Raw genomic sequence first — 24,998 nt, forward strand, 5'->3', positions numbered from 1 at the left:
CCTCAGACGGTGCGGTTGCGGCTGACGAAGGACTGCAGCGCCATCATCACCCGGTCGAGGCCGAAGCCGATCAGGCCGATCACCACCACAGCAACCATGATGCGGGCGAGCGACTTTTCCGAACCGTTCTGGAACTCGTCCCACACAAACTTGCCGAGACCGGGGTTCTGAGCGAGCATTTCCGCCGCGATCAGCACCATCCAGCCCGTGCCAAGCGACAGGCGCATGCCGGTGAAGATATAGGGCAGCGACGAGGGCAGGACGAGGCGGGTGAGCTTGGCAAACCAGCCGAGGCGCAGCACGCGGCCCACCGCGATCAGGTCCTTGTCGATGCTGGCCGTGCCGATGGCGGTATTGATCAGCGTCGGCCAGAGCGAGCACAGCATGACCACCACGGCCGAAATGATGAAGCTCTTGGCCAGCGTCGGATCGTCGCTGGTGACCGATGCCGAGACCACCATTGTCACGATCGGCAGCCACGCCAGCGGGCTGACCGGGCGCATCACCTGCACCAGCGGATTGATCGCGGCGTTGACCCGCTTCGACATTCCCGCGACAAGGCCGAGCGGCACGGCGAACAACGTCGCCAGCACAAAGCCTGCCGCCACCGTCTCGAGGCTGGTGAAGATCTGGTCGATGAAGGTCGGCGGGCCGGTATAGGCATAGCCCGCGGCCACGGCTTCGGCGGCGGCTACGCGCGAGGCGGCGGCTTCGTCGAGCAGGCCCCCGAACGCCGACCAGACATCGCCCGGCCCAGGGAGCGTACCGAGCGATGTCTGTACCAGCGGCGCCAGCAGCGCCCAAAGCGCGAGGAAGCCGCCGATCCCCGCCAGTGGAGGCCAGAGCGCATCGAGCGCGGCGCGGCCCGAGGGAATCTTAATCCCGAACGGCAGCGCCTTTTCCGGCTTCGCAGCAACTTCCACAGTGGTCTCCGGTGCCGTTTGCGGGAGGAGGGCAGCGCCCCCCTCCATCACTTCCGCTTCGGTGCCGACGAATTCGTCCTTGCGCAATGCGACCGCGTTCATCGTAAGTGCTCCTGGGTTACTTCACGCCTGCCGGGGTCACCTTCTGCCCGGCCTTCAGACCGATCGAGAAGCTGGCGACATAGGCTGCGGGTTTCTTGGCATCGAAGGGCACGCCGTCGATAGCCTTGCGGGCATAGACGCGGAAGCCGTCGGTGGCGGGGAACTGGTCGGCGCTGGCCTTGCCCTCGGCAACGAGCGACTTGGCCGCTTCCTCATAGATGTCCGGGCGATAGACCGACTTGACCGTATCCAGATACCACTGATCACCCTTGTCCTCGGCGATCTGCCCCCAGCGACGCATCTGCGTGAGGTACCAGATGCCATCCGAATAGAACGGATAGCTGGCCTGTTGATCGAAGAAGAGGTTGAACTCGGGCGTTTCGCGCGTGTCGCCTGCACCGAAGGTGAACTTGCCCGTCATCGAGGCCATCAAGACCTTCTCGTCGGCGCCGACATACTTCGGACTGGCGAGCATCTTGACCGCCTCGGGCCGGTTCTTGCCACCTTCGGCATCGAGCCACATCGAAGCGCGGATCAGCGCACGGGTCAGCGCCTTGACGGTGTTGGGGTTCTTCTTGGCGAAGTCTGCGGTCAGGCCGAACACCTTGTCACCGGTGGTGCCCGCGATATCGGGATCGACGATGATCGGCACGCCGATCTTCTTGGCAACCGAGGCCTGGTTCCACGGCTCACCCACCGAATAGCCGTTGATCGTGCCCGCTTCCATCGTGGCGGGCATCTGTGGCGGCGGGGTGACCGAAAGCTGCACGTCGGCGCCGGTCACGCCGGCAGTATCGCCCGGCAGGTAGAAGCCGGGGTTCAGACCGCCTGCGGCCAGCCAGTAGCGCAGGATGTAGTTGTGGGTCGAAACCGGGAAGACCATGCCCATCTTGAAGGGCTTGCCCTCGGCCTTGAACTTGGCGACGACCGGGGCCAGCGCCGAGGCGGAAATCGGCATCTGCACCTTGCCGTCCGGCCCCTTGGGCAGGCTGGGCGAGATCATGTCCCACACCTGGTTGGAAACCGTCACGCCCTTGCCGTTGATGTCGAGCGAGAACGGCGTGACCAGCAGCACCTTGCTGCCGATCCCGGCGCCCGATGCCAGCACCTGTCCAGCCAGCATGTGCGCACCGTCAAGCTGCCCACCGGTCACGCCATCGAGCAGCACCTTCCAGTTGGCCTGCGGCTCCAGCGTCACGGTAAGGCCTTCCTCGCGGAAGAAGCCCTTTTCCTGCGCAACCACCAGCGGGGCTATGTCGGTCAGCTTGATGAAGCCGAGCTTGAGCACCGGCTTTTCGACGCCGTTGGCCGATGCCGCAGGCTTTTGCGCGGTATCGCTCCCCTTGCCGCAGCTTGCCACGGCCACGCCCGCCAACAGCGCCGCGATCATGCCCCGCCGATTGAACCTGCCCAGTCCGACCATATTAAACCACCCCTCAGAAGCGGCGTGGCAAACACGAAAAAGCCGCCCGAACGCATCCCGATGAGGGAGGTCTGGGCGGCGACGTTGCCACGCGATGAAAACCTTAAGGCCGTCCGGATCACCGCCGCCCGTCCTTGGGCAGCACCGTTTCGGCCTAGATGCAAAGCTATGTGATTCGCCTGCTCTTGGGCAAGCCTTTTTTGCACCGCAGCGAAACTTTAACTCCGATGCTGGCTTTCGATGTAGGATTCCAGCAGTTCCGGATCGAATGGCTTTCCATCAAAGAAGCTGTTGTTTTCCAGTGTTATAATGCCTTGCTGCATGCTCACCGAAGTGGGCTTGTGCAGGCTGCCTTCAACCTTTGAGCTAGCCCCCGGCAAGGGCTCACCCGTACCCAGTAGTGCGCTGCGATATACATCCGGACGGAATACGCGCGCCGCCTTGGCCGCATCAGCCGGATCGAAGGCCAGTCCGTCCCACCGCACCATCTGGCTGTAGAGCCATTCCGCCTGGCTGACCCACGGGAAGTTCGCCGCCTCGCGATGCTGAAACATGAAGTCGGGGTAATGCAGCACCTCACCCCCCTGTGCCAGAAGCAGCCGGTCGGAAATCGCGCGGCCGATCAGCGTGGCATCACCATCGAGGTACTCGGGCCGTGCCAGAATCGCCGCGTTGCATTCAAGGTTCGCCGGATCGACAAAGTGCTCGCCCGCCTTGCGCAGGGCGCGGACCAGTGCCTCCGCCTCGCTGCGGCGCTCGTCCATCACCCGCTCACGGAAGGCCAGGACCTTCTCCACGCCGCGCCGCCAGATCTGCGCCGTGACCAGCACGATCTCCCCGGCGCCGCGTTCCACGGCCACGCTGTTCCACGGCTCGCCCACGCAGATCGCGTCGACCTCGCCATGCTCCAGCGCGTCTGCGCAGAACGGCGGGGCGACAGTGGTGATTTCAACGTCCACGTCAGGTTGCACGCCGCAGGCCGCCAGCCAGTAGCGCAGCATGTAGTTGTGGCTGGAATAGCGATGCACCACGCCAAAGCGCAGCTTGCACCCCGTTGCCGCAACATGCGCTTTCAACGCCGCGCCCACGGTTGCCGGGTCACCCAGCCCTCCGCCGGGGTTCACCGCTTTGGCCAGATCGGGCCGCATCGTGATAGCATTGCCGTTCAGCCCCAGCACAAAGGGCACAGACAGCGGCTGAGCCGGCCGCCCGCGCCCAAGCGTGGCCGCGATTGCCAGCGGGGCAACCATGTGCGCGGCGTCGCTGTGGCCATAGAGCAGCCGGTCAAGCACCGTCGCCCAGCTCATGTCGCGCACCAGCCGCAGCGACAGGCCTTCCGCCTCGGCAAAGCCATGCTCACGCGCGAGGATCGGCAGGCAGGCGTCCACCAGCGGCAGGAAGCCGATGGTCAATTCACCCGATGCGGCTGCGGATGCCATCACTTCCCTCCCATCAGCTGGTGTGCCGTAACCACCGCTTCGGCAATGTCGGCAATGCGCTTGCCCTGATTCATCGCCGTCTTGCGCAGTTCGGAATAGGCCTGCGGTTCGGAAAAGCCGCGGTTGTCCATCAGGATGCGCTTGGCCTTGTCGACCACTTCGCGCTCGGCCAGCTTGCCCTTGGCTTCAGCCAGGTCAGCCTCCAGCCGGGCAAAGGCGTTGAAGCGGCGCACGGCAAGATCGAGGATCGGCCTGATGCGGTGCGGTGCCAGGCCATCAACGACATAAGACGAAACCCCGGCATCGACCGAGGCCGCGATCGATTCCTCGTCGCTTTCATCGACAAACATCGCGATGGGGCGGCCAAGCACGCGGCTGACCGCGAAGTATTCCTCCAGCACGTCGCGCGAGGGATTGCCTAGGTCCATCAGCACGATGTCGGGCGCGATCTCGCCGATGCTGGCCACCAGCCCGCGCCGCTCGGTCACCACGAAGATCTCGCAGTCTTCCAGCGTGGCCAGCCCTTCGCGGATCACCGCGGCACGGCTGGCACTTTCATCAACGATGGCAATCCGCATGGCCACGCCTAGTGCGCGGAGGGCAGCGCAGTTTCAAGGCATTTCTGGAACGGCGCGAACCTCGTCGGCCCAAGGCCGGTCTCCGAATCGAGCGCGCACATGCCGTGCGTAATCGCCCAGAACGTTCCTCAGATGCACCATGTCGGCTATGTCTTTTGACACGATCCGTCGCCTATGTTGCACCGCACAACGCTGGAGGAATGCCGACGCGAACCAAGGGCGCGACGAGGTGAAAGGTTCGTAAAAACAATTAATTAGGCATTAATCGCCAAGGCTCGACCGTTCACTCGCCCCAGGCAGAAACGCTGCCAGGGCGAGCGAGAGTCATCACTACAGGACACGCATCGTCCGGTTGCCGCAGGTGTCGCGGCCGCCGTCGGCTCTCGCTGTACCAAGTCCACGCAAGGACGGAAGTCTAAGGAGGTCGACATGCGAAAGACCGGAACAATATCCACGATCCTGACCGCTGGCGCAGGAGCATTGCTGCTGGCGGCGCCGGCATTTGCCGGCACACGGCCAGACAATGGCAAGGTCTACGCCAGCACCGCCGCCAAGCCGCAATTGAGAACCGACGTCGGCCCGAAGAAGGGTTTCCCCGACACGCCCGGCCTCTCCCGCGCCCGTGACCGGGCAAGCGAGAATGCTGCCTTCAACCGCTACAAGAGCGGAGGCGCTGCCTGAACACCACCAACCGAAGCCGAAAAGAGGCCCCCGCCCGGTCTGGCGGGGGCCTTATCGAGCTATAATGGCCAGAACCACAGGATCAGCGGCGTGCCGATCAGCACCACCAGCAGCGATAGCGGCGCGCCAAGCCGGGCATAGTCGCCAAACCTGTATCCCCCCGGCCCCAGCACCAGCGTATTGCACTGGTGTCCGATGGGCGTGAGGAAATCGCAGCCTGCGCCCACCGCAGTCGCGATCAGGAAAGCCTCGGGGCGGTAGTGGAGCTGCTGGGCGAATACCCCGGCAATCGGGGCCATGACCAGCACCGTCGCGGCATTGTTGAGGAATGGCGTCACTGCCATGGCCGCAACCAAGATCAGCGCAACCGCGCCCCATGCAGGAAGCTTCACGGCAAAATCGGCAAGCAACGTGGCAATCACATCGGAAGCCCCGGTCGTTTGCAGCGATGCGCTGACCGGAATCAGCGCGGCCAGCATGATGAGGATCGGCCATTCGATGGCCTTGTACGCCTCGTCCGCAGGCAGCGCGCCGGTGATCACGGTCAGCCCCGCAGCGGCAAAGAACGCCAGCGCGGCCGGCACGAAGCCGGTCCCTGCCGCAACCATGGCTGCGGCCAGGATTGCCAGTGGCAACCACCGGGTACGCTTTGACCCAAGCCCGATCTTGCGCTCAGCCAGCGGCAGCGCACCCATTTCGGCAAGGCGCGCCGGCAAGGTATCGAGCGGCCCCTGCAGAACGATCACATCACCCGCCTGCAGCACGGTATTGCCGGGCTTGTTGGCGATAGTCTCACCCTCGCGCGAGATGGCCAGCAAGTTGATGCCCAGCCGTTCGCGCATCTGCAAACGCCCGGCAGTGCGCCCGATGAGTCCGGAATCGGCATGAACGACGGCCTCGATTACACCGATGCCATCCGGTTTGCGGCCATCTCCATCTTCGTCGTCACCCGCAAGCGTCAGTCGGTCGGCGCCGATGACCTGTTCGAGCAGGTTGGGCTCGCCGCTGAGGATCAGGACATCGCCTTCACCGATATGCGTATCCGGCGAAACCTCGCCGCGCATGTCGCCGCGCAGCAGGCCGGCAACTTCGACCTCGCCCTCGTGCCGCTCGACAAATTCGGAAACGGTCAAGCCCGCGACAGGCGATCCCGTGGTGACCGTAGCCTCGATGACATAGGCAGAGATGTTGATCGCTTCCGACATGCCCTGCGCCGCATGCCGGTCTGTGGGCAGCAAGCGCCAGCCCACCGAAAGGAATATCAGGCCAACCGCCAGGAGCGCGATGCCGGTCGGCAGGTAGTCGAACATGCGGAAAGGCTCGCCCGTCATCTCCTCGCGCACGCGGCTGACGATGATGTTCGGCGATGTGCCGATAAGCGTGGTCAGTCCGCCCAGCAGCGAGGCAAAGGCCATCGGCATGAGATAGAGCGACGGCGATGCCTTGTTGCGACGGGCCATCTGCACGGCCCCCGGCATCAGCATGGCCAGCGCGCCGACGTTCTTGATGAAGCCCGATGACAGTCCCACCGCCGCCGAAAGCACCAGCATCTGCCGCTGCGGCTTGCGAATGCGCTGTGCCAGCGATTGCAACAATCGCTCGATCATGCCCGATCGCTGCACTGCGGCCGATAGGACCAGCGCCGAGCCGACAATCACCACGATGTCATCGGAAAAACCGGTAAACGCCGCATCCGGTGATACCACGCCGATCGCCACCGCAAACAGCAGCGCGATCACCGCGGTAACGTCGTATCGGAAGCGTCCCCACAGAAACAGGGCCATCATCCCGCCAAGGGTGGCCAGTGAAAGCCATTGGGGCTGCGTCATTGCTGTACCCAACGCTTAACCGATATTCAGGTTCCAGATCAGAATCGCAGCTCGCCCTGAACCGCTCCGCTGCGCCGCTGGGCTGGCACGGGGCGGACTTGCGGCAGCAGGCAGCGCGCCTTCCCCTGCAGCACATAGACGGCGTGGCGCTGCCCGCCGCGGTTTTCGTGGTCGATGGCATAGCCCTTGTAATAGCGGCGCAGCAGGCCCGCACCGACCAGTTCCGAAACCGCGCGGCTGAGGTTGCTCTTGCCCGAAGCCCGAACGCGCGCTCGAACTTCATCCTCGATTACTTGCGCCGCGTGTTCCAGGTCTTCGGGCATGCGGTCCTCGAGGATCAGGTCAGAGCGCACCCGTTCGGTCAGCGCCACACGGCGAGGATCGCGCGCACCCATCGGGGCAAGGCTGTCGCACAACCAGTCGCGTAAGGTGAAAGCCTGCCGGCCGCGCCGGACGAAGGGCCCTGCCTCACCCTTCTCGTCGGCAACCTCGGCGATCAGGCTCAGCACCATGAACGCATAGCGTGGCCTCGAACTGGCCTGCGAAAGGCAGTTCAGCAGGGAAGACATCGCGCCATGGGAAGACGGGCCGGGGAGGATGGCAGTCTGGAACATTCAGGGATTCAACAAAGCACATAACATGACTCCTGTGAATCCCCGGCGGAGTCTGGCGCTGCCGAATTCCAACATTTGTCCCGTGTGACACTTTACCCGAAGGCAAAGTGTCACAAGCTAACCTTTGGCTTCAGCGCGCCCGTCATGTCGGCATAGACCTCTAGGCACTCGCTGGCACAACCTGAGATTGAGATTCACACAACCTTGAAATGAGATTGTGAACGCTTCGCGCCCAAGCGGGAGAATTCTTCCGTTATAAAACAGGGCATTAACTCCTAGGCACTCGCACACCGTCTCTAAGCCCATGCGCTCACAATCCGGCGCTTGAGCCTCGATCTCCGGCAAGCAGGCTCGCGGTCGCACATGGTGCGAGCAGCAGAGCCGCTCTGGTCCGAAGCTTCCGAGAAGATATCCGACCATCTCAGCAGGACATCTGAGGAAGGTTCTTTGTGAGCAAATTTCAAGATTATGACTTTTGAGGAAATTGTAGTGAGTGAGAATGTTGATCTCTCGTTCGTATCTCCATTTGTGCGTGACATCGTCCTCAAGCGTATCGAGGCCGTCGAGCAGTTCAGCGCTAATCCCGGTCGCAAGGAAGCCGAGCGGCATGCAACTGACCTTAGCCTGAAGGTTGCCCAATTCTACAAGCTGGTCACGAAATGGCAGCAGACTAACGATCCTGTCACTTTGGCACCCAAAGGTAACCCGCGGCCGCACCGCGTGCAGATGACTAGAGAGCAGTTGGACTTCATCGATCCGATCATCGCCCAGAACCGCTCAATGCCGGTCCGCAGCCTGGTCAACTTGATCCAGATAGAAGCTGCCGGAAAACAACTTGTTCTCCCGCCTGTCTGGGCGCTTCGTAAGCGCATTGGCCGAGATCTGGAGCGCCCGTTACCATCCGCATTCTCCGAGAATTTCGATCTGATCTTCGATCACGCGGTGATCGACGTACCAGTAGATTTCGCAGATGGCGTTGTGCAGATGCCACTTTTTACGTTCTTGATTGACGTCCGATGCAAAGCTGTCGTCGGCATTCACCTATCGCGAGGCCTTCCCGATGAAGCAGCGATGGCTGGAGCTATGCTGGACGCGCTCAAACGCTCTTCAGAACTGGAACCACCATCGAGCAGCGCGCTACGCTACGGCATACCTGTGACAGTTCAGGAACCTGCTGCGCAGCTTAGGGAGGCTCTGCGCCAATGCGGACAACTTGTGATCGAGCGTCCTGTTGGACGGCTGGAACATGGTATGCTGGTCCGTTGGCTGAAAAGTGATCGATGCAACGGCCTTTCCCTTCTTCCTCGCAAAGCACTTAGTGAAAGAGGCCGAGTTAAGTCGAAAAGCTTGGGCATCCCGTCGGAGCAAATCCATTCGTTTGTAGCTGCGCGTCTACCTGTCGAACCTAGTGAAACTCTCTCCACGTTGTCTATGCAGCTGCGCCAAAGTCTGGAAATTGCGCTAAACAACGTTCGAACACAGCCAGATAAAAGACGTAGAGATAACTTGCACTCGGCATAGATAGAATGCTGACAGGCTAAGTTCACCCACTAAACCACCCATGGTAATCAATTGCCAGCTATGATTTCATAGCAGATGGCCATCTTTATCGACCGCCATGTATTCGTGCGGATGATGTAGTGCTTGCCATACACCATATTTTGATCTGAAATCTGGGGCGTCTATTATCTCATTATAAACCGTCTTCAGCACCCACACCATCGATCCTTCATGAGTAAGTCCGATGTCACGGCTATCTTCAACTTGGAAAAGCACGGACAAGCGCTCGCGGTTATGCTCGGCAACAGCGGAATCAAGCAACGCTGCGGCACGATCGATTTGCATCGTATTGCCCGGCAAAATCTTCCCGCCTGCTGGTCGGTCATTCAACCGTCGCGGAGCCAAGTTGACGCGCCCAAGCTTCGAACCCAGCAATTGGTCAGCCTGTAGCCCACGTGCGTATCCGCCCGAATTGGTAATCGCAACTTTTCCCGAAACACGTTTTAAGACTTCGACACTATAGCCGAGCTCGATCGTCGGAGTGACAGCCCAGTATAACTCTGGCTTATCGCCATCCCACAATTTACGGTCGTAGCGGTAAAAGCTGACAAATTTCAGTGCCTGTTTGACCGCATCAGTCTGGATCAAAAACTGATCTTCTGACGGGCCTATCCCGGCGCCAAGAACAACGCCACTTGCCGTCTCGATGATCAATGCGATTACTGCGGGCCGGGGTTCCTCAAGGTCGAGAACGATGTCCGTTCCGACCACGTCAATGAGCAAGCCACGACCGTAATGCGTCATCAAGAAATCCGCGTCGGTTTGCATTAAGCGCCTGGCAACACGGATATAGCGATCGAGCTTCTGGATCTGAGTGACAGAGGGCTCTTCCTCCGGCTCACCAAGCACGCCGTCGGCGATCAGGGTACGGGCGATCGCTCGATTGCGTTCATTCGGTCCGTTGTCTCGTAAATATTGAATAGAAGCCTCAATGAGGGGGCTTTTCTCCACCTTTGCCGACGGCTTTCGGGTTTGCTGTCGCAAAAGTGCGGGCAAATCGCCTTTGGCCCAAGCTTTTCGCAGCACGTAAAACCTTGCGCGGCTGACGCCCGCGAATTGCGCGAGCCACTCAAGTGGCTGCTCACCCTGTTCAGCTCGCCAGACTGCGTTCAATCGGCGCGCGACCACCTCCAGATCATCTGGACTTAATGAACGCAGAAACGCTCCTTCTCGAGCGGGAATGCCCCCCGGCCAAACCAACTGGATTAGCTTTGCATACCGCCCAGATCGCAATGGATCCCTGGCTTCAACCATACGGCCGCTTTGCATTCAAAATAAAGTTTCGTCCACCCCCTTGCAGCCTCTTGAAATTTTCACTTTCCCGCCGATGTGATGTCTACTATAAATTGAGCAGAACGTTCAATCAGAGACGACAGGGAGTGAACACATGAGCAAGATGAGCAACATGGGGCGCGTAGGTTCGACATCTAACAGGCTGGCGGCGCTGATCGGCGACTGGCACCATGCAGATGCATCTTGTCGTCATGATGACCTCGCGTCCGTCACTCGGCAGATCATCAACGGACGTTCCTTCACCCTCGATGGCCGTGGCTGCTACAAGCGGGATGCACTGCTTCTCTCTTACGAAGATCCGTTCTTTGACGTCCTGCTTGTGCGCCTGCAGGCAACCGAAACTTCTGGGCGTCAGGATCTCCCATTGCGCGGAATGCAGGTCCTCGAGATCGATCGTCTCTACTTCCTTGGAAAGATCGTTCCGACACCTCCGGATGCACCTTCCGCTGCTCCGTGGAACTGCCCGGGACCGTTGCCCCAGCACCCTGGACTCTCGGCTTGCCCGAGCACAGCGACAATTCACTAGGACATGGAGCAACCCGATGTCCGATCATCCAAGCGGCAATGATGCCGCGCCATTAGCCAAGGGGCGCGAAACCACGCGTGCAGATTCCCCGGCACCGCGTCGCCTCCCTCACCCCGATGAATGCTTGCCATTCAGGCCCGCACACAAGCCGTTGTGGGCGCCAAGGCGCAAGACTATTGATCCACGCCAGCTTGATGACTTCGAAAGCTCCAGGCGTTTCAACCCGAGGTTGACCGCAGCTTCTGACCTTGGCCAGGTGCGCATCAACTTTCGCTACGCATCGTTCAGCCCTTCGTTCGCATCGTTCAGCAAAAAGGCTGGTCGGCAGCAGTACTTCGAGAGCCATCACGAGGCATTTGGCTATCGGCTTCATGAAGTCGATCCGTCGGTTGTCGATTTGCAGTACCAACCGCTGACACTGTCATGGACAGATCTTGCTGGCCGTACGCTGTCCATGACCTTCGATTATGCAATCGAGAAGGACGATGGCGCTGTCATCGTTGGCGAGGACAAGGCGGAGCGCAGCTATTTTATGGAGCCACGCCTGGCAGCGCGCTTTGCTTACGCTGAAGCGTATCTGGCCACTGTCAATGTGTGCTTCGAACGCAGGGAAGCCGGTGGCATTCCCAGCATGATCGAAAAGCGCGCAGTGAAGAAGTTGTTCGACCATCGCCGTACGACTATCACCGAGGACGAGATCTCGCGTGCCCAGCGGGCTATCCATTGCAGCGGCGGCCAAACCCCGCTTTCCACAGTGCTCGATGCTATCGGCAGTGGCCCAGTCCTGGGCGAGCACAAGCTCGCAGCGATGCTGCATAAGCGGCACGTCACCTTTGTGCCCACACCGCCGCTCATGCCAGACACTCCCGTCTCGGTCCCCCGGCCGGCGAAACCGGGCGCACTGCGTTCGTTTCTTGCCCGGCATGTTCCTGACACCACTTCAAGGAGGCTCCACTGATGGCTCTCCCATTTCTTCTCCCCACTGACACCGTCCTCCTCTTCGGCGACAGGAAGATTCGCTTTCTTGGCGAGATCGGCGACGACATACTTAAGTTTCGCTACGCTGATGGGGATGAGGAACTCCTCAAGGTGCCGTGTGACGGCCCGGATGGGTGGCGCTTGCCAACTGTGGCATGGGTCATCACTCAGTTTGCCTCCGGAAAGCTTGTCGACCCCCAGTACAATGAGGCGCTTTTCATTCGGGGCGAGCGCTATCTCGGTCTCGACCGTTCCGCCTGCCTCGATATCGACAGCAAGACTGGCTGGCGCTTTGATTGGGCGGATCGGGTCATCACCGACAGGATCAAGCGCAATCCTACTGCAATCCGGAACTGGATTGCCACCCATGACGGCCCCTCGCCCAAGCCCGCCACGAGTTCACTGCTGCGCTGGGTCAAGCGCCTGGACGACAACGGCAGGCGCATCGGGGCGCTGGTCAACTGTGCCGGCCGCGAAAAGGGCCAGAGCCAGTTGCCCGATGTCGTCGACCGCATCGTGCATAAGTGGGCGATGCATTACTGGCGCCCCACCAAGGACTTCATGCCAGTTGCCAGCATAGACGACGTCGCCACCCTAGTCGGGCGCGACTGGGACCGCCTGCGCGAAATGGGCATTCCATCTATTGGCAACCAGGAGCCTTCCTACGAGTGCGTCCGCGAGCGTGTCCTGTCTTTGGAGTGTTATTCCACTTTTGCCTCAAGGTATGGCCGGATCGCGGCTGACAAGAAGTTCCTGGCCTCCGGCGAAACTGTCGACGTGACCATGCCAATGGAGCGGATCTACATGGACGGCACCGAATACGAACACTCGTTGTTCTACTCGAGCGAATTCGAGATCCCGGCGTCAAAGCTCAAGGGCGTGATGGCCATGGACTGCTTTTCCCAGTTCATCTTCCCGTTCACGCCATTTGCCGGGCCCTTCCGTCCGGAAATGGGGCTGCAGGCACTTCGTAGCATCATGACCCCGCCCACCTTGACGCCCGAGGAACTTGAGGAAAACCCTGAAGCGCTGCTCTTCTACGGCTTGCCTGCGGACATCATGATTGACCGGGACAAGACCCTGATCCGTCCCGCAATGATTCCCAACCTCGTCAACATCAGCTCCAGCGTCGAGTTGGCCGAAGCGTATCATCCGAATGCGAAGGCTCGCCTTGAGAATTTTCACAATTTTGTGAAGGCCGCAATGCGTGAGCGGCCAGGGCAGATCCTCGGCCCCTTCGACAAGGCCTATCTCGGCTATAATCCGATCAAGGACACGCAGATGACCAGGGCTCAGTATGCCTATGAGGTAGAGCAGCTGCGTCGGGAGTGGAACTCGAAGCCCAAGGATAGTCTGGGCCGCCGTTCACCCAACGACATCATGGCAGCCTACATTCGCAACCACGGCCCCCGTCTTGCCGACCCGGGTGAAGTCTGGCGAGCGCTTTCCAGCACCCCTGCCAAGAAGTGCGTCCTGACCAAGGAAGGCGTGACTTACGACGGCATCAAGTATCGCTGGAATCGGGAAGGCGTTACCAAGATGCTGAGCACAAATGCTCGCAACATGGCCCTTGCTGATCGCTTGAAGCGGCGGTCCAAGCTCGAGGTTTCCATTCGGACCTGGGATGACAACATCGATTTCATCGAGGTTTACGACCCGGAAAATCGTGATTACCACAGGCTCTACTCGGTTGACCCGGGTTACACCGGAGGTCTCTCCCGGTGGGAACACAACCTGTACAAGAAGTACCTCAAGCAAGGCGGGACTGGCGCAAAAAGCGATCGCGACCGGAGGCGCCTGAAGATGATCCATCTCAGCAATCGGGCGAAGAACCTTGCGGAACTTCCTTTCCGCAAGCGCGATGAACCGACAGCCCTGATGGAAGCAGAAGAGCGGCGCCTGGCGGGCAAACTGGCGACCAACCCGAACTTTGGCCAAGTGCCTGAACTGTATACGCCTACCGAAATCGGAGGCCAGAACCGCCAGGACGAGCCGACGCCGCCGTCACAGGGCCAGGCCACATCGCTTGACGCCAATGACATGGAACCGCTCGATCAGCGCTCAGACCCGCTGCCAGCCATTCTTGACGATGTTGGCCTTGGCAATCCCGAAGCGCCTCAAACCGCGAGCCGCTGGGACTTCGACGACGCCGATGAAGATCTGGACGCCGACAGCGACCGTGACGAGGACTAAGCCACGTGGTTGACCCACTTGGAAAGCAGCCGAGACCAAAAACCGGTCGTCGCAGTCCCGATCCGAACGATCAAAACTCGCTGCGCCGGGTCAGGGAAGCTGACATCAAGGTCGGCACGATCTGGGTCGACCATCCACCTCAGCGTGCGATCCTGGCCCAAATCAGGCGATACATGGAGGTGTGTCAGGCGCACAAGGGATTGCCACTTACAGGCCGTCGCCTCAGCCAGATGTCTCAGGCTGGCAAAAGTGCGACCATCGAACGCCTGCGCTTTGAGCTTGCAGAAGAGGATCGCGCCGCAAACCGGCCTGTAAACCGCTTCAGGGTCCTGCATGTGACAATGGACCGCCGCATGACCCTCAAGATGCTTTATCAACAGATCCTCATCCAGATGGACGACGCTTTCGCCGACGAGGAAGGCTTTCGCCCTCAATCGGCCTTCAACCGGGAGGGCGAAAAACGCGGACGCAAAGACAACATCAAGGAGCTGGAGCATCGCATCGGCAGGTGGGTGAAGCTTCTCGGTGTGGAATGCATCGTCATCGATGAAGTCCAGCACCTCCATCGCGGAGGCGCGGATGCATCGGAAGTGACCAAGAAGCTACAGGCATTCCTCGATCGCTCGGTGGTACCCCTGGTTTTCATCGGCGATGAAACCTCAACCGACTTCTTCCTGCGCAATCCCCAGTTTGCGGCTCGCTTGCTCAGGCCCCTGGAACTGCATCCACTTAACGACAACAACCGCAACGATCGGAAGCTGTTCAAGGAATTCTGCACCTCACTAGATCAACAGATCCAGGCGGCCGGTCTGACAACCTTCTCGTCAGGCTTTGACGATGATGACGTGCTTGAGGGACTGATTACCGCGTCCGGAGGGCATGTTGGGCGGGTCGCCCGGCTCGTCCAGGTTGCCTTGCCGGCAGCCCTCGAAAGGGGCGCGCTTTCTATCGAACCTTTCGACCTTTCCAATGCGGTGCGCGATTACGCCATGATCCTTGGCTGGGTCCACCACGATCCTTTTTCGGTGCAGTAATGAACGTAGACGATCATCCCCACGAGGCCAAGCAACTGCGCTTTGCGTTGGATTTGTATGAAGACGAGTCCATCATCGGTGCTATCGCGCGCGCGGCCGATCAACACGTGCTCTTCAGACTCAGGCGGTCCTCGATGCGGCCGAAGTCAAGGCATTCCGACCCGCAACGCTGCAGCACGCAACGCCATCGGAGCTCGCGCGCATAGCCCATGTGATCCGTTGTGACCCGGCCGAGCTTGTCGGGCGCGCAGGGCGCGGCATTACTGACGCCGTCGGCTTTCGCAAGATTGCGGTTGAGTTCGGAGAAAACCACATAATCTCGGGCAGGATGCTTGACTATAACACGCGCCGCATCGCCCCCAAGGCCTTGTTGCAGGCCGAGTATCATCGTCTCGACTGGTTCAATGTGCTTCTGCAGTATTGCCCGCAAACGCTTGAGCTTGTTGTAAACACCTGCCCAAGCTGCGACAACACGCTAGGTTGGAAAGCCGCTGCCGGAATCGGCTCTTGTGAATTCTGCGGTGTACGGGTTCCGCCCTCTTCAGAGCCAGCCTTACCGGGTGAGCTTGCCGAGAACTACAGGCGATTTGCAGCACTTGTATCGCTGCATAAGCCGACAGCAAGTCGTGCTCGCGCTCAGCTAGCCTCGCCGGACCTCGCAAAATTGCCGACAAACCAACTCATCGAATTGGTGATGGACATCGGTTGCCTGTTTCTCGACGAGCCACCCATCCGAGTTACTAACCTTTCTCTCAACACGTCGAGCCTCAAGGCCGCGCAGGTGATCTGCTGCGGTGTCGAGTATCTCGCAGACTGGCCCGACTCCTTCCAGTCCAGCTTTCAGCGCGCGCTCCACGAGCACTCCAAGGATCCAACTCGAATCCAGAAGCTCTGGCGAGCGACTCGCAAGGTGTCGGATACACTCGCTTCTGGGCCACTTGCTGCAATCACCGACCCTGCTGCGCAAGGCGAAACCGCACCCGAGGGGCAGGCCGGTCCATTTTCGCGCCGCTATACCGAACGAGATGTAGAACGCGTGCTGCAGATGCCACCGGAGAAGCGCTTGAAGCTCCATGCGTGGCCTGAACTGCGCGTGCAGAGCCTCACCAAGCGTATGCGCCACTTGGGCGCTTATGACGGCGGCCAAATCGATGAACTTGCCCAGCACTTTGTAGGCCTCGCCGAGATTGAAGCAACGTCATGGCAGATCAAACTGCCGCATTATGCAATCGAGGCACTCCTCAATGCAGGCCTACTGGTCTGGGAGGATCACCCTGCCGTGCGCACAGTTCGCCCCAAGGTCGCGATCCGCAGTTCAAGCGTAATGGACTTCAAAGCCCGCGTGCAGACCGCCGCAGGCGCCACAAGACCACCAGCAGGCTGCACTACTTTGTTGTCCGCTGCCAAAAGGATTGGTGGTCGCCGCAAGCCATGGGCCGCCATCTATCGTGCGCTGCTCGATGGTGAGATGCGTTTTTGGTTAAGTGGTAGTGGAGAAGTCGGACCCACGCATCTCCTTGTCCAACCCGAAGATATGTTAAGGTTTGACCCTGTCTCGGACGAGGTGCTCAGGCCAAATTTACCGCGAGCCACAGTGGTTTCAAAGATAGACGCATGAGAAATTCTCAATCTCACACCTCGCTACTTCGCGCCGGTCGAACATGACTTTGGAATCACATTTACTCAGAACGGCAACGCTAAGACAGCTGATTTCGAAGAGGTGCTGTCTATTGCACGTCAGGCAGTCTGGCCGACGGAAATAACCAAGCACCTCGATTTGCATGCCAAGCTGCTGGGCGATATTCTGCCAAAGTTTCGCATCCCTCGCGTGGGAACAGGCTGGTGCCGCAAAACGCTGATCGATAAAGGCATCTTGCCAAGCTTGGCTGAGGACCCTCCTGGTCCGGCAAAGCTCCTTTGATGTCCTGTACTCATGTCAACGGTAGATGGGCGCATGTTGGATCGGGAGATCCCCACACAACAATACCAACCAAACCATCGCTCGACCGGCCGCCTGTCGCGTTGTGGCCACGATTTGGTAACTTAGATGCCTCGCTGGTGCCAGCGCCCAAGCAACGAAATACCGAGGGCGAACGCGAGGCGATCAAGTCGGGCAAGAGCGCAGAGGAAATCTGGCCGAACGAGCCGAACAAGGCGGCGCAGAAAGACACCGATGCACGCTGGACAATCAAGATCGGCGTCAAGGTGCGCCACCGCGATGATGGCACACCGTTGCCCATGATTGCCCTGCCGGTCTTCGGCTACAAAGTCACATATCAGCATAGACCTGCGTTTCGGCTTCATCCGGGAGATGGCGGTGACGTCTGCCTCGGCCGCCGATGGGAGGCTGCTTCGTCACGTCGTGAGCATTGATAACACCGGCTCCGAGGTCTGGGCAGACAGCGCCTATCGCTCAATGCGCAACGAGAAGTGGCTATCGGATCGGATGCTCACATCTCGAATTCACCGGCGCAAACCCAAGGGCAAGCCCATGCCAAAGGCAATCGCCCGGGCCAACGCCGCAAAGTCTTCGATCCGGGCCCATGTCGAGCATGTCTTCGCGCATCAGAAGAACCGCTTCGGACTGTTCATCCGCACCATCGGCCTGGCCCGTGCCGAAGCGAAGCTCACCCTTTGCAATCTGGCCTATAACTTCAACAGGCTGATCTTCCACGAGCGCCGCGAAAGCATGGGATGACTCTGCCTGGTATCCCGAAGAACCGGGGCAAACAGCCCGAATTATAGCCGGAAACAAACGAACGGCGGGGCGCTAAAGCCGAAACACACAAGGACCACCCTTCCTCGGACCAATCCGCCTCGAACTACCAGGTTTTTGCGGGTGTCCAGCTGATAGGCGAACTGCGTGCAGAATGGCGAGAACTCGATGCCAGGATCGAGGGTCTGAACGGGGAGTTCGTCGAACGGGCGCGCAATGATGCTGCTGCATGGCGCCTCACCTCCATCCCCGGCGTTGGCGTGCTGAACGCAACAGCCCTTATCGCCGCGGTGGGTAATGCCAGCAGTTTCGCCAAAGCCCGGGATCTGGGTGCATGGCTCGGCCTGGTTCCACGTCAACATACCACCGGGGGCAAGCCACGGCTGCTTGGCATATCCAAGCGGGGTAACACTTACTTGCGAACCCTGCTCATCCACGGTGCCCGGGCAGCCTTGCCATCGCTAGCCCGAAGCGAGACCTCACTGGGCCGCTGGTTGACCGGCATGATCGAGCGAGGTGTCCACCGCAATGCGATCGTCGTCGCGCTGGCGAACAAGTTGGCGAGGATCGCATGGGCAGCGCTGCGCAAGGAGGCAACATTTGAGCGCGGCTACCCAGTCGCGGCATAACCAGCTCGGCCGCACGCGCCGCGCCTCGACCAATGATGTTTGCAGGAAAGATCGAGGAAATGGCCTGACAGTCGATCGGCGTCTGGAAAGCCCGGCCAAAAAATGGCACCCCGTTGCCGAACCGTTTATTGCGGCACCAGACGTGCGGATATCCATCTTGGCCATGGGCGGTTCGCCCATGAGACCGTATACGTTGACGCAGACTGATCAGAGCTTCTCAGAATCCTACTTGCAAGCGGGGCGGGCCATACGTTTTTGTGCAATGGCTAATTGTTGCGGCCAGTGCCGCCTTGAAAAGCGACGTTCAGCGGGCCGAAGCATGGGGTCGAGAGCGGTCGTTCATTCACGTTTGTAACGCTTCACTCGATTAACGTGATCCAAGCCCACCTGTCATTCCGTTGAGCTTCTCATTAGCAAAATAGCCAAGGGCGAAACTTGGCGAATGTGGCATCACTTGGCCCATCTTTTACATACGCGTCCTTGTTTGCTCGCGACGCTGCGAGCCTTCTTGCCGAGCCCTCGCACGCAACTCCTCCAGCAGCACGCGAAACGCAGGCGAGAGATTGCGCCGATCAGGATAATACAGGTGATGGCCGGCAAAAGGCGGGCACCAGTCTGCAAGCAAGCGCACCAGTCGCCCAGATGCAAGGTGTGCGCGCAGGTCGTCATCTTCGATCACACAGGCGAGGCCATGACCAGCCAGTGCCGCCTCGATAGCCAGAGCGCTGTCGTTGACAATCATTGCCCCCTCCACGCGCACGTTCAGCGTCTGCCCCGACTTTTCGAACTCCCACGCATAGAGATTGCCACGTGTCGCCATGCGCAGGTTGATGCAGCGGTGCGCTATCAGGTCACGTGGAGTTTGAGGCGGCGCGTGCTTTGCAAGGTAGTCGGGTGATCCAACCACAGCCATGCGCAAGTCAGGGCCTATGCGCACCGCGATCATGTCTTTCTCGAGGCTCTCGCCCAAGCGCACACCCGCATCGAACCTGTCAGCCACGATGTTGGTCAAAGCACCATCGATCGACAGCTCGATCTGGATCTCGGAATAGCGGGCCAGCACCGCATCGACCGCAGGCCACAGGACTGTTTGCGCGGCATGGCGGCTTGTGGTGATGCGCACAGTGCCGGAGGGGCGCTCGCGTAGCTGGGCGAGCGAGGCGAGCTGCTGCCGAATGTCACTGAGTGCTGGCCGCAGGGTTGAAAGCAATTGCTCCCCGGCTTCGGTGGGGCTCACGCTGCGCGTTGTGCGCGCAAGCAACTTGATATCGAGATGAGCTTCCAGTCGGCGCACGGCATTGCTGATTGCCGATTGCGACGTTCCCAGTCTCGCCGCCGCACGGGTGAAGCTGCGCTCCTCGGCGACGATCAGAAACGTCGACAGATCGCCCAGCTCATCGCGCATCATTTATCTCGTTTCGATATAGGTTCATGCAAAAAGACATGTCTAATCGGCAATAATCACTTGGTCTATGCTCCTCTTCAAGATGCAATGCTGCTGGCGGCAAGCAGGGCAGAAGAATGCCGGTCTCGAGCAGGAAGAGTGACCCATGGACGTTGTAGTTATCATCGGCGCGGGCGGTATCGGCGAGGCAATCGCACGCAGGCAGGGGTTCGGCCGCAGGCTGCTGATGGCAGATTGCAACGCTGCTGTCCTTGAAGCCGCCGCACAGCGCCTGACCGATGCCGGCTATCAGTTGCAAACGCAGCCGGTAGACACCACCATGCGCCAGTCTGTCGAAGCGCTGGCTACGCGTGCGGCCGCCTTGGGCACGGTCGTTCAGGTCGTCAACACCGCTGGTGTATCACCCAACATGGCTGGACCCGAGCGGGTGCTTGAAGTCGATCTTTATGGCTCGGCGCTGGTGTTCGAGGTGTTCGAAAGCGTGATTGCACCCGGCGGGGCGGGCTTGATCATTTCGAGCATGGCGGGCCACATGCTGCCCCAGCTTCCAGCTGATCAGGAACAGGCGCTGGCCTTCACGCCCGCTGATGAACTGCTTGCCTTGCCGTTCCTCGGGCGTGAATCCGTGCCGGATTCGATGGTCGCCTATTGCCTGGCCAAGCGGGCCAACGCGCTACGGGTGCGGGCGGCGGCTTTGTCATGGGGCAGCCGGGGCGCGCGGGTCAATGCGATCAGTCCCGGCATAGTCGTGACTCCGCTTGCACGCCACGAACTCGCCTCCTCAATCGGCGATGGCTACCGGGCGATGGTCGATGCGTCGCCTGCAAGGCGGATGGCGCCGCCTGAAGAGATCGCGCTCGCCTGCGCATGGCTGCTTGGACCGGAGGCCGGCTTCGTGACCGGGATCGACCTGCTGATCGATGGCGGCGTCATCGCCGCGATGTTTGCGGGCAAGATCCGGCTGCCCGGCTGAACCTCTTTCTCAAGGAGTTGACCAATGCATAATCGCACTCTGGGCCAATCCGGACTGTCCGTTTCTGCCCTTGGCTATGGCTGCATGGGCATAGACTTCGGCTACAGCAGCAAGCTGTCACGCGCTGATGGCATTGCCATGATCCGCGCAGCCTTCGAACGCGGCGTCACGTTCTTCGACACTGCCGAAGTCTACGGAGCATGGACCAACGAGGACATGGTCGGCGAAGCCCTTGAACCGTTCCGCGACGAGGTCGTGATCGCAACAAAGTTCGGCTTCAATATCGATCCTGAAAGTGGCGCAATCCGCGGCGTGGACAGCCACCCCGAACAGATCCGCCGCGTCTGCGATGCCTCGCTCAAGCGGTTGCGTGTCGATGCGATCGATCTGTTCTACCAGCACCGCGTCGATCCCAAGGTGCCAATCGAGGATGTTGCGGGCACCGTGCGAGACCTGATCGCCGAGGGCAAGGTAAAGCACTTCGGCATGTCGGAGCCGGGCGCAGCCACAGTGCGGCGCGCCCATGCGGTGCAGCCCGTGGCGGCGCTGCAGAACGAATACTCGTTGTGGACGCGGCAGGTGGAGACAAACGGTATTCTCGACGCCTGCCGTGAACTCGGCATCGGCCTTGTGCCCTATTCGCCGCTCGGCAAAGGCTTCCTTGCTGGCGGTATCGCCAGCGCCGAGCAGGTGGCTGAAGGTGACTTCCGCGGCACCCTGCCGCGCTTTCAGGCAGAAGCCTTCGCCCACAACCTCAAGCTGCTAGACCTTGTGAAGTCAATCGCGGCTGACCGTGGCGCGACCCCTGCGCAGATCGCGCTCGCATGGCTCTTGGCCAAAGCGCCCTTCATCGTGCCGATCCCTGGCACTACCAAGCTGCATCGGCTCGAGGAAAATCTTGGCGCAGCAGACATCGCCCTCTCGGCTCAGGATCTTGTCGAGATTGAAGCGCTCCTGGCGACCGTAAGCGTGGAAGGAGCGCGCTACACTCCTGCTGGTGAGGCAGCGACTGGTCTTTGACAGGCTCTGATTCTGGCAGGCAATTGGAAAGGCAGTGGCGACATGAACACCATCATGGTCAACGGTCAGCAGCGAAAGGTCAAGGCATCGCCTGACACCCCGCTCCTCTACGTCCTGCGCAATGAACTGGGCGTCATGGGGGTCAAATTTGGATGCGGACTTGCCCAGTGCGGCGCCTGTTCAGTTCTGCTGGGCGACGAGGAGGTGCGCGCGTGCGTGACCCCTATCTCGGCGCTGGAAGGCAAACCGGTGACCACCGTCGATGGCCTTCCCCAACGCTGGGCCAGCCAGAAGGGGAAATTGTCCGCAGACACGCTTCATCCAGTGCAGCAAGCGTGGATCGACGAACAGGTGCCCCAGTGCGGGATCTGCCAGTTCGGCATGATGATCAAGGTCACCGAACTGCTTGAGGCCAATCCCAAGCCGTCGGATCAGGACATTCGCGACGCTCTCACCACGTCAGGACCGTCACCGCACCTGTGCCGCTGCGGCAGTTATGCCGCGATACTTGAAGGCGCTCGTCGCGCTGCGCAGCTCATGGCGCAAGGAGCAGCGGAATGACCGAAGCACCAGGCAAGTTCTCAACCACCATCGTCTACGACATGAGCGTGCACGGTGCCCGGCTGACCGGCGTGAGCCGGCGGGGCGTCCTGGCTGCAGGAGGCGCGCTGGCTGCTATGTTCGCCATGACGGGCCGAGGTGCCATGGCACAGGCGGCAGGCGCTCTGACCCGCACGCAGACGCGCTCAGCAGCCACTGTTCAGGGCTGGATCGAAATCCGCGCCGACAACACCGTCCTGCTGCGCACCGGCAAGTGTGACTTTGGGCAAAGCACGATCTACACCGCCTATCGCCAGATCGTGGCCGAGGAACTGTGCGTCCCGCTGGAGGCCATGGCCGAAGTGGTCTCTGGCGACACCGATCGCACGCCTGACGGCGGCGGCACCTTCGGCCTGCTTCGCTACGGTCAGAACCTGCGCAAGGTCGCAGCATTGATGCGTGAGGCTTCGCTTGAGTTGGCGGCCAGGCGGCTCGCGGTGCCGCGCGCCAACCTATCGGTTCGCGAAGGCGTAATCTCCGGCGCAACGAAAGCCATAAGCTATGGCGAACTTCTGGCAGGCGAAGACCTGCATCTGGTCATCCCGCTTGCCGGTGACCTGACCATGCCGATGGGGCTGCGCGTGGATGCCGATCCGCCCCTGAAGCCGGTGAAGGACTACACCATTATCGGCAAGCCGGTGCTCAACCCTTCGATAGCGCCCAAGGTTACTGGCAAGACCGTATGGGTGGGCGACGTGACACTGCCTGGAATGCTTCATGCACGCACGATCCATCCGGCAACGCTGGGATCGACGCTGATTGCGCCGGGCAAGCTGGATGGCAAACAGTTCCCCGGCGCACGACTGGTAAGGATCGGCAACCTGCTTGCCGTCGTATCTCCGGATGAATGGGAGGCGGTTCAGGCTGCACAGTCGGTCGCCGACGGTTGCGAATGGTCAAAGTGGGAAGGACTACACGGCAGCGATCGATTGGCCGAGCATCTGCGAACGCTGGCGGCTGAAGACCCCACGCCAGCCCGCGAGGGTCGGGCGAACAGAGGCGAGGCTTCGTCGGTCAAGACGACGCGTGAGCTTCGGGCCAGCTATCTGATGCCATACCAGAAACATGCCCCGATCAGCCCGATGGTCAGCCTCGCCGACTATCGCGAGGACGGCTGGGTATGGCTTCACACGCATAGCCAGAATCCTCAGCATTTGCGGCGGATGATCGCGCTGATGCTGGGTTGCGACGAAGACAAGGTGGTGGTGCGAACCTATCCCGGCGCTGGGCACTATGGCCGCTCCAACGGCGGAAGCGCCGGAAGCGAGGACGAGGCGGTCCTTCTCTCGCTCGAATTGCGGCGACCAGTGCGTGTGCAATGGATGCGTGCCGACGACATGCAGTGGTCGACGCAATCGCCGGCGATGATCTCGGACATCCGCATCGCTCTTGATGATGCCGGAAAGATCTCTGCCTATGAAGCATCGCACACAGGGCCAGGGATGCAGGACGATCGCCTGGTCGGCGCGTTGCTGGCAGGCATGCCGGTTATCCCCGCACCCTCGTCTGACACGACTTACGGCTTCCAGAGCACGGTCCTGACCGTCAACGACACTTGGGTCTACGGCGCAGTGCCTGCAGTGCACGAACAAGCCAAGGGAGGCGCGCATCCCGGCCAGACCGGAGCCAGCAGCATGGTGGGCTTGCGCAGCCATTCCATGCGCACCCCCATTCAATTCCAGCAGAATTGCCCGCGCGAGATTGCGATCAGTGAAGCGGCGATGCTGGCAGGCAAGGACCCGCTGCAGTTCAGGCTCGACCATGTCAGCGACCCGCGCTTCGTGGCCATCCTTGAGCGGTTGCGCACCGAAGCGAAGTGGGAGAACCGCCCATCGCCCTCACCGCAGGCCAGAAGCCAGGGCAGCGATCCGGTCAGGGGGCAAGGCGTTTCAATCATGCTGCGCGACAACGGCTACTGGGCCTGCGCTGCACAGGTGACGGTCATTCCCGCAAGCGGCGAAGTCAGGGTCGAGCGCATGACGATCGTTGCCGACGTGGGCATCGTGATCAACCCGCTCCAGCTGCGCCGACAGATCCAGGCTGGGTGCCTGATGGGTGTAAGCCAGGCTCTACATGAGGAATTGAGCTTCGATAAGGGCGCGGTGACAGCAACGGACTGGTCTGGCTACCCCATCCTCACCATGGCTGAGATGCCGGAACTGCAGGTTGTGATCACCGACAATTCCAGCGTCGGCACCTACGGCCAAGGCTCCGAGAGTGCCAACGCTCTCGCCTCGCCCGCCATCGCCGCAGCGGTCATGGACGCAACCGGGAAGCCGATACGACAGATGCCTCTAAAGCCCGAGCATGTGCGGGTAGCAATGGTGCATGCTGCTTAACTGTTCGGGAAATGGCGATGCACAATGCCTTTGATCAGGAGTCCGAACGTCGTCGGATTACTTTCGGCATTGCTGGCTGAGTGCTTTGGGTTAGGAAGCTGCCGCAGGTGCAAATGGAGACAGAGGCGTGGCAGTTGTCGCTC

General features: G+C 60.6%; 19 protein-coding genes and 2 pseudogenes. 13 read left to right on the top strand and 8 right to left on the bottom strand.

Going from position 1 to position 24,998, the window contains the following annotated elements; translation table 11 throughout:
- Window positions 1-2: 2 nt before the first annotated feature.
- The 4 genes from ACZ1JY_RS18955 to ACZ1JY_RS18970 form a co-directional block, all read right to left on the bottom strand.
- On the bottom strand, window positions 3-971 hold the full coding sequence (locus ACZ1JY_RS18955; protein WP_465131572.1) for an ABC transporter permease: 969 nt from the start codon (window positions 969-971) through the stop codon (window positions 3-5).
- A gap of 70 nt (window positions 972-1,041) precedes the next feature.
- Window positions 1,042-2,448, bottom strand: coding sequence for a CmpA/NrtA family ABC transporter substrate-binding protein (locus ACZ1JY_RS18960; RefSeq protein ID WP_465131150.1), 1,407 nt, complete (start codon window positions 2,446-2,448; stop codon window positions 1,042-1,044).
- A gap of 218 nt (window positions 2,449-2,666) precedes the next feature.
- Window positions 2,667-3,887, bottom strand: coding sequence for an ABC transporter substrate-binding protein (locus ACZ1JY_RS18965; RefSeq protein ID WP_465131151.1), 1,221 nt, complete (start codon window positions 3,885-3,887; stop codon window positions 2,667-2,669).
- Window positions 3,887-4,465 (bottom strand): ANTAR domain-containing response regulator, encoded by a 579-nt coding sequence (locus ACZ1JY_RS18970; protein ID WP_465131152.1) that lies wholly within the window; start codon window positions 4,463-4,465, stop codon window positions 3,887-3,889. Before ACZ1JY_RS18970 ends, ACZ1JY_RS18965 begins: the two co-directional genes overlap by 1 nt.
- A 429-nt stretch (window positions 4,466-4,894) precedes the next feature.
- On the opposite strand from ACZ1JY_RS18970, the gene ACZ1JY_RS18975 reads away from it, so the two are divergent.
- Window positions 4,895-5,146 (top strand): hypothetical protein, encoded by a 252-nt coding sequence (locus ACZ1JY_RS18975; protein WP_118074944.1) that lies wholly within the window; start codon window positions 4,895-4,897, stop codon window positions 5,144-5,146.
- Between the two features lie 59 nt (window positions 5,147-5,205).
- On the opposite strand, the gene ACZ1JY_RS18980 is transcribed toward ACZ1JY_RS18975, so the two are convergent.
- Both ACZ1JY_RS18980 and ACZ1JY_RS18985 read right to left on the bottom strand, forming a co-directional pair.
- On the bottom strand, window positions 5,206-6,975 hold the full coding sequence (locus ACZ1JY_RS18980) for an SLC13 family permease (RefSeq protein WP_118074945.1): 1,770 nt from the start codon (window positions 6,973-6,975) through the stop codon (window positions 5,206-5,208).
- A gap of 38 nt (window positions 6,976-7,013) precedes the next feature.
- A complete protein-coding gene (locus ACZ1JY_RS18985) occupies window positions 7,014-7,589 on the bottom strand; it encodes a hypothetical protein (protein WP_240946917.1) in 576 nt (191 codons plus the stop codon).
- Between the two features lie 468 nt (window positions 7,590-8,057).
- On the opposite strand from ACZ1JY_RS18985, the gene ACZ1JY_RS18990 reads away from it, so the two are divergent.
- Window positions 8,058-9,110, top strand: a complete 1,053-nt coding sequence (locus ACZ1JY_RS18990; protein ID WP_465131153.1) for a hypothetical protein — start codon at window positions 8,058-8,060, stop codon at window positions 9,108-9,110.
- Window positions 9,111-9,176: 66 nt separating this feature from the next.
- Here the strand turns inward: ACZ1JY_RS18990 and ACZ1JY_RS18995 are convergent, their stop codons facing one another.
- Window positions 9,177-10,403, bottom strand: coding sequence for a hypothetical protein (locus ACZ1JY_RS18995; RefSeq protein ID WP_465131154.1), 1,227 nt, complete (start codon window positions 10,401-10,403; stop codon window positions 9,177-9,179).
- Window positions 10,404-10,536: 133 nt separating this feature from the next.
- Here ACZ1JY_RS18995 and ACZ1JY_RS19000 point away from each other — a divergent pair, with 133 nt between their 5' ends.
- The 7 genes and pseudogenes from ACZ1JY_RS19000 to ACZ1JY_RS19030 all read left to right on the top strand — a co-directional run.
- A complete protein-coding gene (locus tag ACZ1JY_RS19000; protein WP_465131155.1) occupies window positions 10,537-10,968 on the top strand; it encodes a hypothetical protein in 432 nt (143 codons plus the stop codon).
- Between the two features lie 16 nt (window positions 10,969-10,984).
- Window positions 10,985-11,926 carry a hypothetical protein gene (locus ACZ1JY_RS19005; protein WP_465131156.1) on the top strand — a complete coding sequence of 314 codons (942 nt, stop codon included), beginning with the start codon at window positions 10,985-10,987 and terminating at the stop codon, window positions 11,924-11,926.
- Entirely contained in the window at window positions 11,926-14,139 is a 2,214-nt protein-coding gene (locus ACZ1JY_RS19010) for a hypothetical protein (protein WP_465131157.1), read from the top strand. The genes ACZ1JY_RS19005 and ACZ1JY_RS19010 overlap by 1 nt, the downstream gene beginning before the upstream one ends.
- Window positions 14,140-14,144: 5 nt before the next feature.
- The gene (locus ACZ1JY_RS19015; protein WP_118074952.1) at window positions 14,145-15,173 is read left to right on the top strand and encodes a TniB family NTP-binding protein; all 1,029 of its coding nucleotides are present in this window, start codon (window positions 14,145-14,147) and stop codon (window positions 15,171-15,173) included.
- 328 nt (window positions 15,174-15,501) lie between these two features.
- Entirely contained in the window at window positions 15,502-16,791 is a 1,290-nt protein-coding gene (locus tag ACZ1JY_RS19020) for a hypothetical protein (RefSeq protein ID WP_465131158.1), read from the top strand.
- A 425-nt stretch (window positions 16,792-17,216) separates the two neighbouring features.
- Window positions 17,217-17,871, top strand: a pseudogene (locus ACZ1JY_RS19025) (transposase); the annotation flags it as partial.
- 128 nt (window positions 17,872-17,999) lie between these two features.
- Window positions 18,000-18,518: pseudogene (locus ACZ1JY_RS19030) on the top strand (IS110 family RNA-guided transposase); the annotation flags it as partial.
- 466 nt (window positions 18,519-18,984) lie between these two features.
- Here ACZ1JY_RS19030 and ACZ1JY_RS19035 read toward each other — a convergent pair.
- Complete coding sequence (locus tag ACZ1JY_RS19035; protein ID WP_465131159.1) at window positions 18,985-19,926, bottom strand: LysR family transcriptional regulator; 942 nt, start codon at window positions 19,924-19,926, stop codon at window positions 18,985-18,987.
- A gap of 142 nt (window positions 19,927-20,068) precedes the next feature.
- Between ACZ1JY_RS19035 and ACZ1JY_RS19040 the strand changes: the two genes are divergently transcribed.
- Genes ACZ1JY_RS19040 through ACZ1JY_RS19055 form a run of 4 tightly spaced genes read left to right on the top strand, consistent with a single transcriptional unit; the run spans window position 20,069 to window position 24,855 of the window.
- The gene (locus ACZ1JY_RS19040) at window positions 20,069-20,896 is read left to right on the top strand and encodes an SDR family oxidoreductase (RefSeq protein WP_465131160.1); all 828 of its coding nucleotides are present in this window, start codon (window positions 20,069-20,071) and stop codon (window positions 20,894-20,896) included.
- A 24-nt stretch (window positions 20,897-20,920) separates the two neighbouring features.
- Complete coding sequence (locus ACZ1JY_RS19045; RefSeq protein ID WP_465131161.1) at window positions 20,921-21,916, top strand: aldo/keto reductase; 996 nt, start codon at window positions 20,921-20,923, stop codon at window positions 21,914-21,916.
- A gap of 42 nt (window positions 21,917-21,958) precedes the next feature.
- The gene (locus ACZ1JY_RS19050; protein ID WP_465131162.1) at window positions 21,959-22,477 is read left to right on the top strand and encodes a (2Fe-2S)-binding protein; all 519 of its coding nucleotides are present in this window, start codon (window positions 21,959-21,961) and stop codon (window positions 22,475-22,477) included.
- Entirely contained in the window at window positions 22,474-24,855 is a 2,382-nt protein-coding gene (locus tag ACZ1JY_RS19055) for a xanthine dehydrogenase family protein molybdopterin-binding subunit (protein ID WP_465131163.1), read from the top strand. The genes ACZ1JY_RS19050 and ACZ1JY_RS19055 overlap by 4 nt, the downstream gene beginning before the upstream one ends.
- Window positions 24,856-24,998: the final 143 nt, after the last annotated feature.

It is taken from the genome of Novosphingobium sp. BL-A-41-Hi4B-X5A (assembly GCF_055521705.1).

Coding starts and splice junctions, on each gene's coding strand:
- ACZ1JY_RS18955 (WP_465131572.1), bottom strand. CDS start 971: ATGGAGGGGGGCGCTGCCCTCCTCCCGCAAACGGCACCGGAGACCACT.
- ACZ1JY_RS18960 (WP_465131150.1), bottom strand. CDS start 2,448: ATGGTCGGACTGGGCAGGTTCAATCGGCGGGGCATGATCGCGGCGCTG.
- ACZ1JY_RS18965 (WP_465131151.1), bottom strand. CDS start 3,887: ATGGCATCCGCAGCCGCATCGGGTGAATTGACCATCGGCTTCCTGCCG.
- ACZ1JY_RS18970 (WP_465131152.1), bottom strand. CDS start 4,465: ATGCGGATTGCCATCGTTGATGAAAGTGCCAGCCGTGCCGCGGTGATC.
- ACZ1JY_RS18975 (WP_118074944.1), top strand. CDS start 4,895: ATGCGAAAGACCGGAACAATATCCACGATCCTGACCGCTGGCGCAGGA.
- ACZ1JY_RS18980 (WP_118074945.1), bottom strand. CDS start 6,975: ATGACGCAGCCCCAATGGCTTTCACTGGCCACCCTTGGCGGGATGATG.
- ACZ1JY_RS18985 (WP_240946917.1), bottom strand. CDS start 7,589: ATGTTCCAGACTGCCATCCTCCCCGGCCCGTCTTCCCATGGCGCGATG.
- ACZ1JY_RS18990 (WP_465131153.1), top strand. CDS start 8,058: ATGACTTTTGAGGAAATTGTAGTGAGTGAGAATGTTGATCTCTCGTTC.
- ACZ1JY_RS18995 (WP_465131154.1), bottom strand. CDS start 10,403: ATGGTTGAAGCCAGGGATCCATTGCGATCTGGGCGGTATGCAAAGCTA.
- ACZ1JY_RS19000 (WP_465131155.1), top strand. CDS start 10,537: ATGAGCAAGATGAGCAACATGGGGCGCGTAGGTTCGACATCTAACAGG.
- ACZ1JY_RS19005 (WP_465131156.1), top strand. CDS start 10,985: ATGTCCGATCATCCAAGCGGCAATGATGCCGCGCCATTAGCCAAGGGG.
- ACZ1JY_RS19010 (WP_465131157.1), top strand. CDS start 11,926: ATGGCTCTCCCATTTCTTCTCCCCACTGACACCGTCCTCCTCTTCGGC.
- ACZ1JY_RS19020 (WP_465131158.1), top strand. CDS start 15,502: ATGCTTGACTATAACACGCGCCGCATCGCCCCCAAGGCCTTGTTGCAG.
- ACZ1JY_RS19035 (WP_465131159.1), bottom strand. CDS start 19,926: ATGATGCGCGATGAGCTGGGCGATCTGTCGACGTTTCTGATCGTCGCC.
- ACZ1JY_RS19040 (WP_465131160.1), top strand. CDS start 20,069: ATGGACGTTGTAGTTATCATCGGCGCGGGCGGTATCGGCGAGGCAATC.
- ACZ1JY_RS19045 (WP_465131161.1), top strand. CDS start 20,921: ATGCATAATCGCACTCTGGGCCAATCCGGACTGTCCGTTTCTGCCCTT.
- ACZ1JY_RS19050 (WP_465131162.1), top strand. CDS start 21,959: ATGAACACCATCATGGTCAACGGTCAGCAGCGAAAGGTCAAGGCATCG.
- ACZ1JY_RS19055 (WP_465131163.1), top strand. CDS start 22,474: ATGACCGAAGCACCAGGCAAGTTCTCAACCACCATCGTCTACGACATG.